This window comes from Nocardia vinacea NBRC 16497 (assembly GCF_000308835.1).
Classification (GTDB): domain Bacteria; phylum Actinomycetota; class Actinomycetes; order Mycobacteriales; family Mycobacteriaceae; genus Nocardia; species Nocardia vinacea.
This window is the reverse complement of sequence record NZ_BAGN01000400.1, coordinates 1-16,491: the sequence shown is the minus strand read 5'-3', so window position 1 is coordinate 16,491 and position 16,491 is coordinate 1. Positions and strand designations below refer to the sequence as shown.

Here is a 16,491-nt window from a genome sequence, read left to right as displayed (position 1 = left end):
CTCAGCGTATCGCCGACGGGGTCGAGTCCCGGGTCGTGATGTAACACCGCATCGTTGAGCGGTGGCCATCGAGCGCGGGTTACTCGCGCGGATCCAGAATGCTCGGCAGGCCGGCGCTCACGACCAGATCACCGAGATGGTCCGCTGTTTCCTCCGGGCGGTATGCACCCCGCCGCCTATCGCCGCATGTGGGCTTCGATGCCGTCGAGGAGGAAGTCGAGGCCCTTCTGGAAGGTTTGGTCGGCGTCCAGGTGAGGGCCATCGCGGACGACCGAGGCCAGCGCGGGAAATCGGCCGGTGGCGAAGGTCCGCTCCAGATATGGCCCGTAGGTGGCCTGCCACTGCTTCTGGTCCATCCCGGAGACCCGCTCGGCGCGTCGCTCGGTGATCTCCCGGCGTACCGCACCGATCACGTACGCATTGACCGCGGCGACCGCCGGCACGACAGTGTCCAGGTCGACGCCGCCCAACGCGGCCAGCACGGCCTCTCCGCCAGCCAGCGTGTTCGGCCCGAGCTGGGGCCGCCCGCCGAGCAGGTCGGCGAGCCATTCGTGCTGGTGGGCGGCCTGCCGGATGGTTTCGGCAAGGGAACGCAGCGCCTCTCGCCAACCGTCTCCGGCCGGCCTGATCTCCGCGTGGACCGCATCGACCATCAGGTCGAGCAACTCCTCCTTGGTGGCGATATAGCCGTACAGCCGCATCGGTCCGACGTCCAGCGCCGCGGCGACCTTGCGCAGCGACACCGCGTCCAGGCCGTCCGCATCGGCGAGTTGGATCGCCGCTCGCACGATCCGCTCCCGGCTCAGCGGGGCCGGCATCGGTCGATCCGGCGGCTCCGGCCTCTCCCACACCAACATGCCGACGACGATACAGCGTTGGTAGTGATACAGTGTATCGACTGATACGGTGAATCGAGGGTAACTATGACCATCGCCATTGTCGGAGCCGGCTTGGGTGGCTTGGCCCTTGCCCGGGTGCTGCACGTGAACGGCATCGACGCCGTCGTGTACGAACGTGAATCGTCACGCGGTGCGCGCGGTCAGGGCGGCATGCTCGACATCCACTCCGGCCAGCGAGCGCTGCGCGAGGCCGGTCTGATCGACCAGTTCTACGCGATTGCCCGTGGCGAAGGCCAGGACATGCGTCTTCTCGAGCCGGACGGCACCCTGCTGCTCCAGGAGGACACACCCGACGACGCCCCGCTCGCTCGACCCGAGGTCGACCGCGCCGATCTGCGCAACCTGCTGCTGGACTCTCTTCCTGACCACGCGGTGCGCTGGGGGCACGCGTTCGAGTCCGCCGACAATGGCGTGCTGCACTTCGCCGACGGCAGCAGTGCGACGTATGACCTGCTGGTCGGCGCGGACGGCGCGCAGTCCCGGGTCCGCACGCTACTCACCGACGCTCGCCCGGCGCATATCGGCCAGAACATCGTCGAGGTCGGCATTCCCGACATCGACCGCACACACCCCGACCTCGCGGCGATGGTCGGGCGCGGCAACTACTGGGTGCTCGGCAACGGACTATCCCTGGCGGCGCAGCGCAACGGCGACGGCCGCGTTCGCATCGGCCTCAGCTTCTACAACACCGCCGAGGACTGGTTCGCCACCAGCGGGATCCCGTTCGACGACCCGGCCGCCGCCCGGGCGCGGCTGATCGAGCTGTTTGCCGGCTGGGACGCACGGTTCATCGCACTGATCGCCGCCTGCGATGACACGGTCCTGCCACGGTCGATCACCACTCTCCCGATCGGCCTGACCTGGCCGTCGACACCGAGCGTCACGCTGCTCGGCGATGCCGCGCACCTGATGCCGCCGGTGGGGGAAGGCGCCAACATGGCGCTGCTCGACGGAGCCCTGCTCGGTCTCGCACTGGCCGCGCACCCGGACGACTATCCCACCGCCGTCAAAGAATACGAACGCGAGATGTTCGAACGCACCAGCGCTGCCGCCCGGATGTCCGCGGACATGCAGGAATTGCTGATGTCGCCGGACGCCAGCCGGAGAATGCTCGAGTTCTTCCAACCGGGCTGAAATGTGGCCGCTGACAATCGGCCGTCCGGCCTCCGTGGCGTAGTCGGCGAATCCGTCGGCGCGTTCGCGTATTCGGCGCACCGCGGTGTCGGCAGCGATGGGCTCGAGTCGGAGTAGCGGTTGCCGCCGAGGCCGCCGTCGACCAGACAAATCCAGATCCACGGCGGAAACGGTCTCAGCGCCGAATGCGCGCTACTCCCCCAATGGGGTTGGCCCGCTTGCTCGCATCGCCCCGGTCAGCCGAGAGATGATCCCCAACTATGTCGCCCAGCACACGACTACCCAAGTCGTACTGAACCGCACCGATGCGGATACGAACATCCTCGGCTATTTGCCCGGTGGCCGGTACTCCGCGGTGCGGTGCACCGCTTCATCCACCTGTTCCGGCGTCAGCAGCGGCACGGACTGCGATCGCGCGGCACCGGAAGCAGCCGTCTGAATCGCAAGCACCGCAGCCGCTTCCTCGTCGGGGACCGTCCCGATCACGAACAAATCCCGCGCACCCAGTGCGAAATAGCATGATTCGACGGTCCCGCCGATACTTTCCACCATTCGAGTTATCGCGTCGCGCCGGGCAGTACCACCCTCCGTCAACAGCCCACCCGCGCCGGCGGACGAATAGGTGACCTCCCACAAGAACCTCGGCATATCACCCTCCATACATAGACGAAGACGATGTCCGGCAATCGTTCCGCTACGACAGCACAGATGCAAGGCCCCACCCCAGGCAGCGGCGGAACTGCCGTCATAAGGGTCCGCGACCGCTGCGGTTTCAGTGCCCACGGTGAGTTAGAAGACGAAGCCGCGCAGGGCCAGGACGCGCATGCCGCCGGCCGCCGCTATGATCCGGCGATGTTGGCGACCAGCGGGTTGATCCCGTTCAGAACATGGCGCTATCGCTAGTGACCTGTTACTCCCAGCGCTATCCCGACACGCCCTTTACACTCTCGAAGTAACCGTCGCCGATCGGCCAACGCCCTCGACCGTGAAACCCCGGGAGTACACGATGTTTTCTCGATGGAAGAACATCGCCGCGTGCGCGGCACTAGTCAGCGCCGCCCTTCCGGTCGGCGTGGCCTCAACCGCACAAGCAGCCCCGCAGCAGTGCCCCGACATGTACGTCGTGGCCGTTCCGGGCACATGGGAGACCTCGAAGTCCGAACCGGGCCAAGGGATGCTCGCCGCCGTCGCCGACGGCTTGCCCGGCAACGTCCAGACCGACTACGTCGCTTACACCGCGACCGCGTTCCCCTGGGAGGGCGAGGTGTACGGCCGCTCCAAACGCGAAGCCCTCGACAACACCCGCGGCCTGGTCAGCGCGATGGCACAGCGCTGTGGCGCAACACGATTCGCGCTGTTGGGCTACAGCCAAGGCGCCGACGCCGCCGGTGATCTCGCCGCCGAGATCGGCACCGGACTCGGTGTCGTAGCACCGGACCGCGTGGCATTGGTCGGGCTGATATCCGACCCCCGCCGCTCCCCCACCGACAACCTGATCGGCCCGCCCGTCGTCGGCGCCGGCGCCGGTGGGCCACGCCTGGGCGGTTTCGGCTGGCTCACCCCCAAGACCTATACCTTCTGCGCCGCAGGAGATCTGTACTGCGCGACCCCCGATGGCGACTTCGCCGCTCGCATCGCCGGATTCTTCGCCCAGATCTCCAACCCCGACCCCACCCAGATCGGTACCTATCAGCAGCAGGCGGGCAACCTCATCGACGACGCCCTCGCCGCAGGCGGTCTCGGCCTGCTCCACGACCAGCTCAACAACTCCGCCTACGAACAACGCAAAAAACAGATCGACGATTTCCTGAAGTCAGGGATCCACCAGAGCTACCCCCACTACGCGATCGGCCCCGGCGGCACCACCCCCCTGACCTGGCTGCACCAACAGCTGATCGACGCCGCACGCGGCTAATCGCTTGCACCGCAAGGTTTCCCGTACATGTGCCGGGATTGCGCCTTGTACAGCATCGCCTTGGCAGACGGAGTGTCGGCGGCGAGTACGGCTCGGATGCCGCTACCGAGTCGATAGCTTGTTCACTTCTGGCCGAAGACCGCGGGCCGTGCGCTGCCTGGGTTACTTCATCTGGACACCTTCGGCTCTCGTCAGAGGGATTGCGCGGCGGGGCGGAGCAGGATTTCGTTGATGACCAGGTGCCTGGGTCGTTGTACGGCGAAGGCGATGACTTCGGCAATGTCGGCAGCGGTGACGGGTACCTGGCTGTACAGCTGTTCGACATCGGTTTTGGTTGCGGTATGGGTGATGTGGGTGGGCAGTTCGGTGGCGACGGCGCCGGGTTCGATCAGGGTGACGCGCACGTCGGGCAGCAGTTCCTGGCGCAGGGATTCCGACCAGCCGTTGAGGCCCCATTTGGTGGCAGCGTAGACGCCGTTGCCGGGGCGCGCGGTGCGGCCGGCGACCGAGGAGATGTTGACGATGTCGCCGCCACCGTCGCGGATCTGGTCGAGGAAGACCTCGGTGGTGGTGATGGCGCCGAGCAGGTTGATCTCGATCATGCGGCGGTAGTCCTCGCGCTGGTCGGAGGAGAACGGGCCCAGCAGCATCACCCCGGCGTTGTTGATCAGAACGTCGGCGCGGCCGAGCTCGTCGCCGACGCGGTCGGCCGCGGCGGTGAGCGCGGCGCGGTCGGTGACGTCGGCGGGGATGGCGATCGCGCCGTGGCCGAGTTCGGTGGCGAGGGCCTGGATGCGGTCGGTGCGGCGGGCCAGTAGCGCGACCTGGTAGCCGACGGCGTGCAGGGCGCGGGCGACGGCTTCACCGATACCGGAGGAGGCGCCGGTGATGACGGCGGTGCGGCCCGTGATGGGTGTGGTCATGGGGATGCTCCTTGTCGATGTTGGGGGGCGGGCTCGTGGGTAACAGGCCGCCGGGTGGGTTGGGGGTGGTCAGCGGTTGATCCAGCGCTGCATGTATTCGGGGTAGCGCTCGCCCTGGATCTCGACTTTCTCGGCGGCCGACAGACATCGCAATCCTTCCTGTAGCAACGAAAGCGGGTCAATCGGCACGCATGCGGCCCACCTGAAGCCGCTCCTCGGCCCGGCAGAACCCGGTCGAGGACCGGCGCCGCAGCCCACCGATGTGGCTGGCGCCGGGGGCAGGTCGGCAGCCGCCTGCTATGGGTGGGGCGGGTACCGTCGGCCCTCGAGCACATCGGGCGCCGGGGCGGTGCCGGGTGCGGGTGTGTGGTCGGTGGCGACCCAGCTGCGCAGCATGTCCAGGGCGTCGGCCGAGGGGGTGGCGGGGTCGGTGAGGTAGGTGATGATGCGGATTCCCGGCGCCGAGGCCATGGTCAGCGTTTCGAAGGCGACGGTCAGCTCGCCGACGACAGGGTGGTGCAGGGTCTTGCTGCCGCCGGCATGCACGGTCACGGCGTGCCCAGCCCACCACGTGCGGAATTCGGGGCTATGGGTGGCCAGCTCCCCGACCAGCGCGGTCAGCGCCCGGTCGCCCGGATCCTGACCGGCCAGCAGACGCAGCGCCGACACGACCTGGCGGGCGCTGTGTTCCCAGTCCGGGTAGAACCGGCGGGCCCGCTCGTCCAGAAACAGGTAACGAGTGTGGTTCAACGGCGGCCCCTGCTCGGGGAACAGGTCGGGAAACAATGCCCGCCCCAGGGTGTTGGCGCCCAGCACATCACCGAGGCGACCCAGGATCACCACCGGCACGTCGGTCATCGACTCCATCAGCTGCACCGCCCGCTGCGGCACCCGCAGCGCCGGGCGGCGCGCCCGCGCGGGTGCTCGGGTGCCGGTGGCGGCGCGGGCGAGGTCGAACAAATGCTGGGTCTCGGCCTCGTTCATTTGCAGGGTGCGCGCCAGCGACCCCAGCACGCTGTCGGAGACCCCGCGCAGGTTCCCGCGCTCCATACGCGTGTAGTAGGTGGTGCTCACCTCGGCCAGCTGCGCGACCTCCTCGCGACGCAGCCCGGGAACGCGTCGCTGCCCGCCCAGCACCGGCACCCCGGCCTGCTCGGGACTCAGTCGTGCCCGCAGCCCGGTCAGGAACTGCGCCACCTCACCTCGAAGGTCCATGACCCGACGGTAACCCCGATCCTCACCCGCTAGGCAGTTCCTACCAGTACCTGTCAACGCAGGTGACAGGCCTGCCGCAAGGGCGTACAGAGCACCCGGGGTGCTGCAAGGGGGCACCGGTGGTGACTGTCACCGGATCCGGGGCCTCCCTACCTTGGGGGTATGACCGCAAACGAAATCACCCTGAACAACGGCGTCACCATGCCGAGCCTGGGGCTCGGAGTGTTCCAGTCCGCCCCCGAGGAGACCACCGCCGCGGTCGCCGAAGCGCTGGGCGTGGGCTACCGCCACATCGACACCGCCGCCGCCTACGCCAACGAACGCGAAGTCGGAAAAGGCATCCGCCGCTCGGGCCTGTCCCGCGACCAGGTGTTCATCGAGACCAAGGTCTGGATCAGCGACTACGGCTACGAACCCACCCTGCACGCCTACGACAAGAGCGCAGCCAAACTAGGCGTCGACCAGCTGGACCTGCTGATCCTGCACCAGCCCCTGCCCAGCCGCTTCGACCTGACCCTCGACGCCTACCGGGCACTGGAGAAACTGCTGAACGACGGACGGGTACGCGCCATCGGTGTCAGCAACTTCATGCCCGAGCACCTCGACCGGCTACTGTCCGAAGCCGGCGTCGTGCCCGCGGTCAACCAGATCGAGGTCCACCCCTACTTCCAGCAGCCCGCCCTGCAAAAACTCCACAGCCAGCACGCCATCCTCAGCCAGGCCTGGTCCCCCATCGGGGGCATCACCGCCTACGGCGGCGCCGACAAACGCAGCTTCGACGACCCCACCCTGCTCGACATCGCCGCCCGCCACGGCAAGACCGCCGCCCAGGTGATGCTGCGCTGGCACCTGCAGCAAGGCCGCTCCGCCATCCCCAAGTCGACCAAACCCGCCCGCATCGCCGAAAACTTCGCCGTATTCGACTTCGAACTCACCCACGAGCAACTCGCCGCCATCGATGCCCTCGACACCGGCGTCCGCGGCGGCCCCGACCCCGACTCCATCACCCTGGAAACCTACGGCCGACCCATTCCCGAAGCCTGACCAAACCCAGCCGGTCCCTGCCACGACGGTGCCAGCCGAGCAAGCGGGCGCTGCGGCAGGCCCCGGCGCGGTCGATCGGCGAGCCCAGCGCGATGACGCTGGGACGCTGGGACGCTGGGAATCGTCCTTTATCCGGCTGACCGCGCAAACCCTGGGTAAGGAATCGGTTCCGCACGCACGGCAGCCAGCCGCTCCCGCGAGTTGAACTACCCTTCAGCACTGCACTTTTCGATCTCCTGCCCGGTTCCGCCGACCCGGACCGAGCAGGGGTGAACTGCATACAGTGACGGCACGGTTCGACCCACTCGCCGGACGACGTCACGAACGGTCGTGCCGTGAAAACCGTTTTCGTAGAACGTATCCAGTGCCGCCCCGAGGAGCGCGAATGGGCTTCGCGGCGGGGCAGCGGGCATGCTCACAACTGAAGCGCGGCGGCGTGGCCCGAACCGTGACCCCGTGTGGCGGCAGCGGATCGCCGAGGCACGGGTCGCCGAGTTGGTCATCCAATTGGCAGCCGGGTTATGCAGCCATTCATATCGGTCTCATTCATGGCGAACGGGCCAGCGTCGACAAGGACCCGGGGGCGCGCGCAATCTCGTCGCGCAGCGGACCGGCCGGGTGTACAACCGCGGTGGAATCGGCGCCCACCAGCCGTTCTGTTCCGCCACCCAGGGCAGGAGATGTTGCCCCAGGGGTGAAAACGATCTCCACCTATGGTGGCTATCCGGGACGAGCGCCTGCGCCGAAGATTCTCGTTAAGGCTGCGACAACGAAGCGGCAGACCTCACCCATCGCGGGTCGATACACGAACCAGCTTCCCAGGAGTTCACGAATGCCGTCCACCTTTGTCGCGGATGTTCGCGACCGAGCCGATGCCTACCGCGATAGACGTTTGTCCGCGCGGCGGGCCGCGAACTGGTCGCGGAGGCGGTGAGCTTTGCACTCGACCCCGACGCACGGGCGGTGGCGGTCCGGCCACCGTGCCGTCCGGAGGCCGCTCGGGCGTTGCCGTATCCGCCCGGACGCGAGTTCCTGCGGGCATTCTTCGGCTGCCCGTTCGCCGGAGCGATCGCAGTACCGGCCGCGTGCCGCACGCGGCGCGCAACATGCGGCGAACCAAATCCTCCAGGCGGGTCCGGGGAACGAGACGGTGCCGACATCAGCAGTGAGTCACCGGCATTCGCTGGATGTGTCGGCGCGAGAGCCTGTCGATACCCGAGCCGTCGTAGCACGCCAGCCAACACCGTCGGACCAGAACGCGAAGGGACATAGATCGTGTGGCAGCGGGGTCGCGCTTTCGCCGAAAAGGCCGAAGCCGCGTCGTCGACCAGTCGGCAAGTCGACAATGTTCAAGCGCCGATTCTCGATTCCGACCAACCTGCGCAGATCGCCCACAACGCAGGCAAGGCAGTCGTGAACAACCTACGGCCGCCACTGATGCCAGGGTCGGCGTTCGGGAAATATCGCCTGAGACGGCTGATCGGTTCCGGCGGGATGGGCAGGGTATTCGAGGCACTCGACACCACCAAGGGCCGGGTGGTCGCGGTGAAAGTGCTGCCCGAACAGCTGGCCGACGACCCGGTCTATCGGGCCCGGTTCCGGCGCGAATCCCACATCGCCGCACTGCTGCAGGAGCCCCACGTCATCCCGATCCACGATTACGGCGAGATCGACGGGCTGCTCTACATCGACATGCGACTCGTGCATGGCGACAGCCTCCGCACCGTGCTGAGAACCCACGGCCCACTGCCGCCCGAGCAAGCTGTCTCGGTCATCAGCCAGATCGCAGCCGGACTCGACGCCGCACACCACGACGGCCTGGTCCATCGTGACATCAAGCCGGACAATATCCTGCTCACCCACGACGGGTTCGCCTACCTGGCCGACTTCGGCCTGGCCAACACGAACACCGACGAACGCCTGACCCAGACCGGATCGGCGATCGGCTCGTTCAACTACATGGCACCCGAACGTTTCCGAGCCGGCCCGGCCACCCCGGCTGTCGACGTGTATGCCCTGGCGTGCGTGTTGCACGAATGCCTGACCGGCACCCGCCCTTACGCGACCGACGGCGGCGACGCCGCCATCATGCGGGCGCACATGATCGAACTTCCACCCCGAACGAGCAGCTACGCACCGGGAATCCCGGTCTCGATCGACGCTGTCGTCGCGCGCGGAATGGCGAAGTCGCCCGATGAACGCTATTCCAGCGCCGGCGAACTGGCCGCTGCCGCCCACGCCGCATTTGCCTCGTCTCCCGGCGACGCCGAAGACGATAATCCTCTCGCCGTATCCAAAGCCGATCCCACCGTGGCGGCGCATCCCGCACCCCGGGCGACCTCCACACCCGAGGCGAGATCCGTCTCGGCGCCCAGGCGCCGGCCACGACGCCTCTGGATCGCCGCTGCCGCGGCCGTTGTGGCTGTCGTGGCCGTCGGAGCCTGGCCGTTGCTTCACAAGCCCGCACCACCGACCCCAGTATCGGCAGCGAAATCCGAATTCACCGACGACGACGTCACCCTGCTGAAACTCCTGGAAGACCCGTACAACCGCAGCATCTGTCACCACGTGAACCCACAGGCGATTCTGGGGGAGAAAGCCCATCTCGTCTGCGACGAGATTCCCGAAATCCGCGTGCCGAGCGGGGAGTTCTACCTGTTTCCCAGCGCCGACGCACTGGACAAGGCCTATCACGGCATGGTGTTACAGACCAGCAGCTGTCCGGGCTATCCACCCGGCCCCGACGGTCCCGCGACGAGGGGCGGCAGAGAGGTCGGGCGAATGGCCTGCTTCACGAATGCCACGACGACACCACCGACTTCGGGGGTGATCCAAACGGATGACGCGGCCATGAGCATGGCGGTTTTCTCCTTCACCGAGTCGGTGGGCGGTAGTGCCAGCTTGTACTGGACAGTGCACGACACGGGAGAGGGGAATTCGCAATTCCGGACCCTTCCGAAGGACCCGGACGTCTACACCCAGGCCGACCTCGATCTGATCGCCAAACTGCCCAAAGCCTACGACCCACGATACTGTCGACACGAGGCACCCGAGAGCGACGCGACTGCCGTCGTTCTATGCTTCGGCAACGAGTCCGGTGCGCCGACAGCAAGGTTTTTCCAATTCCCCAACCATCCGATCGCGACCCAGTTTTTCGATGGTGTCATGAGGAGGTCCGTCGGGCGCGCGTGCGACGATGCAACGGTTCCGGTGCAACCGTGGATTCGAAATGGCACAACTGTCGGCCGGTTCACCTGCATCAACGATCCCTTGCCGACTCTCGTTGCGTTGGATCAGAACAGCGACATCGCCATTCAAGCTGTGTCCGTCCGTCCCGATTCCCCCTCCAACCGTCCCAAGACCGATCTGGCATTGTTCGATTGGTTCAAAAGGAACCCGCTGTAGACGCCGATGTCTCCACCGCGTCGGCAAACCAGCGTCGACCATACGTCGATAACTCACGTCATGCGGACTGACGAAGTCAACTAGTGTTCGATGCCGACGCGACGTGCGAACTCGGTCAGGTCGGGCGGGCGACTGCTGTCCGTGGCGATCCGCACCAGCGCCAGCACAGGCAGGGCAGTGGCTGGCCATGGATTCTTGGGCTTCGGTTGCTCGCTGGGGCAACCGTGTCCGGCATCGACGCCGCTGCGCTCACGTCACAGGGTGGGTTGCCTGGGGTCCCGCAGCCAGTCCGCTCTGGTCCGGGACTGGGGCCGGGACACCCCGGATAGATCTCGCAGGAGCCTCCGCCCCTCCGGGACCTGGAGAACCACCCGCGCCGCTCGGTCGGGAACTGAGTCAGCAGTCGAAGCGACGGCAGGCGAGCATCAACGGATGCCCGTGGCTTTGCGAGCCGACATCGAACGACGACTCGGAGGCCGGCGGTAGTGCCGGTAGCGGCAGCGACCCCGACATCCCCAAGACGCTGGGGCCGAACAGCATGAGTCCACCGGTAAGGGTCATCGACAACAGGATGCCGCGCCGGGCACGCGAGCGCATTCGCCTACCGGGCGTCCGAGGGATCGATTCGTGGTTCGAGCCCGAGTTCTGCGGGGCAGAGGTCGGCCTCCCTGGCCGCGACTCGGTCCCGGGACGAGAAGACAGAAACTGAACAGCGAGAGGCATCTGCATCACTTCCCTGGGCGCGGTATCGATCACGACGTGGACACGGCCAATCCTCGTCTGTGAACGGATCACGTAACACCCACCCCAGGGTGAAACCCGCCCCTCCCTGACCGGCTGGCCGATCGGATTTCGAACCTACGGACGGCCGCTCGACGAACTCGACCACGATTCGAGATCAGCCGAGAACGCTCGAAGATCTCGAGCCAAATAGCGCTCGCATCGTGATCGAACGAGCGGATCTTGTCGGGACGCTACGTCAACATATACAAGGCGGGTGAAACGTTCCACGTCAGAGAGTTGTCCACTGAACAGAGCAATCGAGGAGGCGTCATGGTAGCGGTCCGGAACTTCATCGACGGCAAGCTCGTCGACTCGGTCGGCGGTGCGACGATGGCGCTCGTCGACCCTGCCACCGGCGAGCAGTACGGCACCACTCCGGTGTCCACCGAGCAGGACATCGACAATGCGTACGCAGCGGCGGCCAGAGCGTTCTGCGACTGGAAGCGCACAACGCCGTCGGACCGCCAGAAGGCGCTGTTGGATTTCGCCGACGAGGTGGAGAATGCCGCTGCCGCGCTCGTTGCGGCCGAGGGCCGCAACACCGGCAAGCCGAACCACATCACCTTGGCCGCAGAGATCCCGCAGATGCTGGACCAGATCCGATTCTTCGCGGGGGCGGCACGGGTACTCGAGGGCAAGTCGGCCTGCGAGTACCTGGCGGGCCATACATCGTGGATCCGCCGGGAGCCGATCGGCGTCATCGGGCAGGTGACGCCGTGGAATTACCCGATGATGATGGCAATCTGGAAGTTTGTTCCTGCGATCGCGGCGGGAAACACCGTGGTGATCAAGCCGAGCGACACCACGCCGGTGACGACGGTGATGCTAGCCGAACTGGCCGCCGAGCACCTGCCGCCAGGCGTGCTGAACGTGGTAACCGGTGACCGGGTGACCGGTGCGGCGGTGGTCGCGCATCCGACCCCGCAGATGGTGTCGATCACCGGTTCACTGGCCGCGGGCCGTGCGGTCGCGGAGTCGGCCGGAGCCCACCTCAAGCGCACGCATCTGGAGTTGGGCGGTAAAGCGCCGGTAATCGTGTTCCCCGACGCCGATATCGCTGCTGCCGCCGTGGGCATCACGGCCTCGGGCTATTTCAACGCCGGGCAGGATTGCACGGCAGCCACCCGGGTGCTCGGCCACGCGTCGGTGGCCGAAGATCTGACCGCGGCTCTGGCCGAGCAGGCCGACAATGCCACAACGACGTTTGGCAAGCCCACCCATGACGAAAACGCCTGGGTGCCACCGGTCAATAACGCCAACCAACTACAGCGGGTGCTCGGCTTCCTCGATGAGGTGCCCGATCACGCTTCGGTCGTGGCCGGTGGGCACCGGCAGGGCGACCACGGGTATTACGTCGAGCCGACGGTCATCGGCGGGCTGCGGCAGGCCGACCGGCTGAGCCAGAACGAGATATTCGGCCCGGTGATCACCGTGCAGTCGTTCACCGACGAAGACGAGGCGATCCGGTGGGCCAATGGCGTCGAATACGGGCTGGCGTCCTCGGTGTGGACCAAGGATGTGTCGAGGGCGCTCCGTGTGTCGGCCGCGCTCGACTTCGGCTGCGTGTGGATCAACACCCACACCGCGCTGATCGCCGAGATGCCGCACGGCGGGTTCAAGTCGTCCGGGCACGGCAAGGACCTGTCGATATACGGGCTGGAGGACTACACCCGCGTCAAGCATGTGATGGCCAAGATCGACTAGTTCAGCTACCGCGCCCCGCTTCCGAACTCATTTGCGTGGGACGGAATCCGAGACCACCGTGATGTCGCCCTCGAACACCCAGTGATAGGCATGGGTGCCGCTGGCGAGGTAGTGGATCTCGGCGATCGCGTCCTGGGCTCGCCGACGTGGGCTGAATCCGTAGCTGCAAGGGCGGGTCACCTTCCGCCGCCCATACATCGCCCCGGGTTTCTCACGGAGATCCCGCAGAGGTTGTCCACGTGAGCGTCGGCGATGTCGCGGGGCCGACGGTGGCCGGGGACGAGCCTTGCGGTAGGTCCTGGGCGCGATCTGCACCCCGTGCGCCGAGAGCGCACGGCGGATCGACTCGACGCCGAAGATCTGGCGGTATTCGTCGATGAAACCGACGATCAGGTCTAGCGGGTCGAACTCCCGGTCAGTCGTGCAGCTGATAGCGGCGATATCCGGCTGGCGGCGCACCGAATTCCAGCAGGTTCTCGTCCATTCCGTTGCTGATCGTCACCCGGTCATCGGCAAAGATGAAACTGACCGCGACCATGCCGTTGGCAACATCGCTCCCGATCCACTCGAGCAACTCGATCCCCTGTAGTTGCCTGCCTTCAAGGGCCGCCAACTCCGGGCGGGTGTCATGCCGCCAGCCCAAATGAAAGGTGTGGACCTCCGGGTCATCGTCATCGCCGCTCGACCAAATGCCCTGCCCGACAGGGTCGATAGTGTTCCAGGTGATGGAAAGATCAGCGAACTTCTGATGATTGAGCTCCACCTGCTCACCGTCGAAGTCAAACAAAACCGGGCCATCAGCGAACCACTCATCGTCGTCGCGGTCCCAGATGAGCCACCCATGGTTGAGGTTGCGCCCGACCAGCGTCCGGAGTCGCCGACCATGAGCGGCGGCGATCGCGCGGCGGCCGCTGAGCCACTGCGGTTGGTAGCCCGCGATATCGAAGTACGACATGTCCCGCTTTGTCGATCAAGGGGCAGAGTCCGGATGCTGGTGGATTCGAGTTGCGTGGCAAACCCGGGCCTCGTCACTGCTCGAACCGGCCCCACATCAACCACCAAGCCGGAAGCGCACGAGCCGAACCAACAGTACCTCAGGTAGACGAGACGCCCCTTTCGGCGATCTGCAGAGAGTTCGTCTCATGCTTGCCGTGACCGAGACGGCATCGCGGTCTATTCGGAGAGTTTCTTCGGCCAACGCAGGAACGCTCGTTGAATGCCGGTTACTACGGCGGCGCATTGCGAGTCGGATTTGTCCTCCGGCGACAACGCCCGCGGTGAATTTCGTTCATGCACGACGGTGCCGAGCGGCGGCGTGATTTCTACCGTTGTCGTCATTCCCCGTACCCCTGAGGACCGCTTATGAACCTTTCGACTCTTCCGGACCGCCGTGCCGCCGCCGCACCGGACGCACCCGCCGTGGCCGACGACAGCACCGACCTGAACAACACAGGATTCCTCGACTCTGTGCGGCGTGCCGCAGCTACCCTGCGCTCCGCCGGAGTCTCGAGCGGCGACGTGGTTGCGATCATGTTGCCCAACACGGCCGCCTTTGTCGTATCCCTGTTCGCCACCTGGCGTGTGGGCGCTACGGTAACCCCTATCGACCCGTCGCTGACCGCCGCAGAAGCCGACTGCCAGTTGACCGACACGGGTGCCAAGGTCCTGATCACCGCGCAGCCATCCACCTCGGACGCTCCGGTCCGCGCCGTCATATCCGCCGACGATCTCACCACCGCAGATCCCGATGTCACCGAACCCGCGCGACCTCGCAACGACACACTTGCGCTGGTCATCTGTGCCAACGGCACCACAGGCAAACCCAACAGCGTGACCGTCGACCACGCGAACCTCAACGCCATGTGCTCAATAGCGATCGAGGCATTCGAACTCACCGAAGCCGACCACAGCCTGCTGAACCTCCCGCTGTTCCACGTCAACAGCATCGTGGTCGGCACCATGTCACCGCTGCTCGCCGGTGGCCGCGCCACCGTGGCCTTCAGCCCGAAGACGTTCTTCGACCGGATCGAGCGCAGCCGTGCCACATACATCTCCGCAATCCCGACCATGTATGCACAGCTATCGGATCTGCCCGCCCAAATCCGGCCGAACACCGCATCGGTACGATTCGCCATCTGCGGCGCTGCTCCGGCCGACATCGAACTGTTGACCAAATTCGAACGCCGCTACGGAATACCGATCATCGATGGCTACGTCTCCGAAGTTCCCGTACGCGCACGCTCATACTGGTCACCGACGCCCGCAAGATGGACACCGTCGGAATACTCTTGCCGGGCCAGCTGATTCGGACCGATCAACCAACGCTTGCTCCAGCATCATCGGATTCGGACTGTTCGCCCAGACGCATTGTGTAGACCCGGTCCAGAAAGTCGCGGTGGGCACGCAGGGTGGAATCGAGTAGTTCGCGCCAGGTCGTCCGGTCGATACGGTGATCGCTGACCTGTGACGACAGCGACGCGGGACGCAGCTTGTCGATGTGATCGACGATGAAGGTCAGCGTGCGGCGCGGGAATTGCTCACCGATGCGTTGATTTTCGTTGCGGAAGGCGTCCAATGAGTACAGGTAGTTGCTGCCGATACCAACGCTCGAAACTGCCGCGTACCCGCTTCAGCGATTCATTCATGCCCAGCGGCGTCCACTCCGGCGCGAGCAGCCACGGGGCCCGCTCGATCAACTCCTGGAAGGGGCGCTCCAGCGAACGGCGGTCATCGATCAGGCTCTGCAACCGGTTGACGACGGCGACCCGCTCCGAGGCGATCTGACCGAGCGAATACACCTCGGCCACCCGCGCGGTTTCGAAAAGTGCCACAACGACATCGAGCCGATTGTCACCTTCCTCGGCAACTTCCTTCAGGGTTTCAGTCGCGGTCATCCCCGCCGCGCCGTGCGGTTCGGTGGCCCGCCGCAGATCGGCGACGAAATGTTCGGCGCAGTCGGGATTGCGGCGGTAGCCGATTAGGCGGTGCGCCGGAGGTGGGCGAGCGCCGCGTCCGCGGCATTGGCGCCGCACATGCCGTGCGCGCCTGGGCCCGGTGGCGTCGCGGCCGAGCAGATGTACATCCCTGGCAGCCCGATACTGTACGGCGACAACGTGATTCGCGGACCGAACACCAGCTGGCGGATATCCTTCGAGCCGGTGATGATGTCGCCGCCGACATAGTTGGGGTTGTACGCGGCCAGCTGTGTGGTGTCGCGGACCGTTCGGCCGAGGATCCGATCCCGGAAACCGGGTGCGAATCGTTCGATCTGGGTGATGATCGCCGCGGTGGCGTCACCGGTGTAGCCGTTGGGCACATGCGCGTAGGTCCCCAGCGGGTGCACGTTGCCGACCGAGCGCTGCGGATCGGCCAGATACTGCTGACCGACCAGCACGAACGGCCGCTGCGGCATCCGCCCGGCATGGATCTCCCGCTCCGTGGCGGCGAGTTCGCCGTAGCTGCCCGCGAG

17 protein-coding genes are annotated in these 16,491 nt (G+C 66.1%); 6 read left to right on the top strand and 11 right to left on the bottom strand.

Features of this window, described 5'->3' with window-relative positions; all coding sequences use genetic code 11:
* Positions 1–176 precede the first annotated feature (176 nt).
* A complete protein-coding gene (locus ON44_RS37450) occupies positions 177–857 on the bottom strand; it encodes a TetR/AcrR family transcriptional regulator (RefSeq protein ID WP_040699339.1) in 681 nt (226 codons plus the stop codon).
* Between the two features lie 66 nt (positions 858–923).
* Here ON44_RS37450 and ON44_RS37445 point away from each other — a divergent pair, with 66 nt between their 5' ends.
* A complete protein-coding gene (locus ON44_RS37445; protein WP_040699337.1) occupies positions 924–2,033 on the top strand; it encodes an FAD-dependent oxidoreductase in 1,110 nt (369 codons plus the stop codon).
* Between the two features lie 327 nt (positions 2,034–2,360).
* Here ON44_RS37445 and ON44_RS37440 read toward each other — a convergent pair whose 3' ends face one another.
* Positions 2,361–2,681, bottom strand: a complete 321-nt coding sequence (locus ON44_RS37440) for a GYD domain-containing protein (RefSeq protein WP_040699369.1) — start codon at positions 2,679–2,681, stop codon at positions 2,361–2,363.
* 358 nt (positions 2,682–3,039) lie between these two features.
* Here ON44_RS37440 and ON44_RS37435 point away from each other — a divergent pair, with 358 nt between their 5' ends.
* Complete coding sequence (locus ON44_RS37435; RefSeq protein ID WP_051182890.1) at positions 3,040–3,948, top strand: cutinase family protein; 909 nt, start codon at positions 3,040–3,042, stop codon at positions 3,946–3,948.
* A gap of 191 nt (positions 3,949–4,139) precedes the next feature.
* Here ON44_RS37435 and ON44_RS37430 read toward each other — a convergent pair whose 3' ends face one another.
* Both ON44_RS37430 and ON44_RS37425 read right to left on the bottom strand, forming a co-directional pair.
* Positions 4,140–4,871, bottom strand: a complete 732-nt coding sequence (locus ON44_RS37430; RefSeq protein ID WP_040699334.1) for an SDR family oxidoreductase — start codon at positions 4,869–4,871, stop codon at positions 4,140–4,142.
* 297 nt (positions 4,872–5,168) lie between these two features.
* Positions 5,169–6,086 (bottom strand): helix-turn-helix transcriptional regulator, encoded by a 918-nt coding sequence (locus ON44_RS37425; RefSeq protein WP_051182889.1) that lies wholly within the window; start codon positions 6,084–6,086, stop codon positions 5,169–5,171.
* A 162-nt stretch (positions 6,087–6,248) separates the two neighbouring features.
* On the opposite strand from ON44_RS37425, the gene ON44_RS37420 reads away from it, so the two are divergent.
* Positions 6,249–7,130, top strand: coding sequence for an aldo/keto reductase (locus ON44_RS37420; RefSeq protein WP_040699333.1), 882 nt, complete (start codon positions 6,249–6,251; stop codon positions 7,128–7,130).
* Between the two features lie 206 nt (positions 7,131–7,336).
* Here the strand turns inward: ON44_RS37420 and ON44_RS49030 are convergent, their stop codons facing one another.
* Entirely contained in the window at positions 7,337–7,543 is a 207-nt protein-coding gene (locus tag ON44_RS49030; RefSeq protein WP_245567497.1) for a TetR family transcriptional regulator, read from the bottom strand.
* Between the two features lie 1,081 nt (positions 7,544–8,624).
* On the opposite strand from ON44_RS49030, the gene ON44_RS47415 reads away from it, so the two are divergent.
* Positions 8,625–10,535 (top strand): serine/threonine-protein kinase, encoded by a 1,911-nt coding sequence (locus tag ON44_RS47415; RefSeq protein ID WP_245567496.1) that lies wholly within the window; start codon positions 8,625–8,627, stop codon positions 10,533–10,535.
* Positions 10,536–10,931: 396 nt separating this feature from the next.
* Here the strand turns inward: ON44_RS47415 and ON44_RS37410 are convergent, their stop codons facing one another.
* Complete coding sequence (locus ON44_RS37410; protein WP_157187505.1) at positions 10,932–11,096, bottom strand: hypothetical protein; 165 nt, start codon at positions 11,094–11,096, stop codon at positions 10,932–10,934.
* 492 nt (positions 11,097–11,588) lie between these two features.
* Here ON44_RS37410 and ON44_RS37405 point away from each other — a divergent pair, with 492 nt between their 5' ends.
* Positions 11,589–13,022 carry a gamma-aminobutyraldehyde dehydrogenase gene (locus ON44_RS37405; protein ID WP_040699331.1) on the top strand — a complete coding sequence of 478 codons (1,434 nt, stop codon included), beginning with the start codon at positions 11,589–11,591 and terminating at the stop codon, positions 13,020–13,022.
* Between the two features lie 27 nt (positions 13,023–13,049).
* Here ON44_RS37405 and ON44_RS50960 read toward each other — a convergent pair whose 3' ends face one another.
* On the bottom strand, positions 13,050–13,202 hold the full coding sequence (locus ON44_RS50960; protein WP_157187504.1) for a hypothetical protein: 153 nt from the start codon (positions 13,200–13,202) through the stop codon (positions 13,050–13,052).
* A 235-nt stretch (positions 13,203–13,437) separates the two neighbouring features.
* On the bottom strand, positions 13,438–13,977 hold the full coding sequence (locus ON44_RS37395; protein ID WP_040699330.1) for a hypothetical protein: 540 nt from the start codon (positions 13,975–13,977) through the stop codon (positions 13,438–13,440).
* Between the two features lie 407 nt (positions 13,978–14,384).
* Here ON44_RS37395 and ON44_RS37390 point away from each other — a divergent pair, with 407 nt between their 5' ends.
* The gene (locus ON44_RS37390) at positions 14,385–15,326 is read left to right on the top strand and encodes a class I adenylate-forming enzyme family protein (protein WP_051182887.1); all 942 of its coding nucleotides are present in this window, start codon (positions 14,385–14,387) and stop codon (positions 15,324–15,326) included.
* A 10-nt stretch (positions 15,327–15,336) separates the two neighbouring features.
* Here the strand turns inward: ON44_RS37390 and ON44_RS37385 are convergent, their stop codons facing one another.
* The 3 genes from ON44_RS37385 to ON44_RS37375 form a co-directional block, all read right to left on the bottom strand.
* The gene (locus ON44_RS37385; protein WP_040699329.1) at positions 15,337–15,597 is read right to left on the bottom strand and encodes a hypothetical protein; all 261 of its coding nucleotides are present in this window, start codon (positions 15,595–15,597) and stop codon (positions 15,337–15,339) included.
* Positions 15,560–15,916, bottom strand: coding sequence for a hypothetical protein (locus ON44_RS37380; RefSeq protein ID WP_157187503.1), 357 nt, complete (start codon positions 15,914–15,916; stop codon positions 15,560–15,562). The genes ON44_RS37385 and ON44_RS37380 overlap by 38 nt, the downstream gene beginning before the upstream one ends.
* 83 nt (positions 15,917–15,999) lie before the next feature.
* The coding region (locus ON44_RS37375) for a phytoene desaturase family protein (protein ID WP_040699326.1) at positions 16,000–16,491 on the bottom strand (492 nt) is incomplete at its 5' end.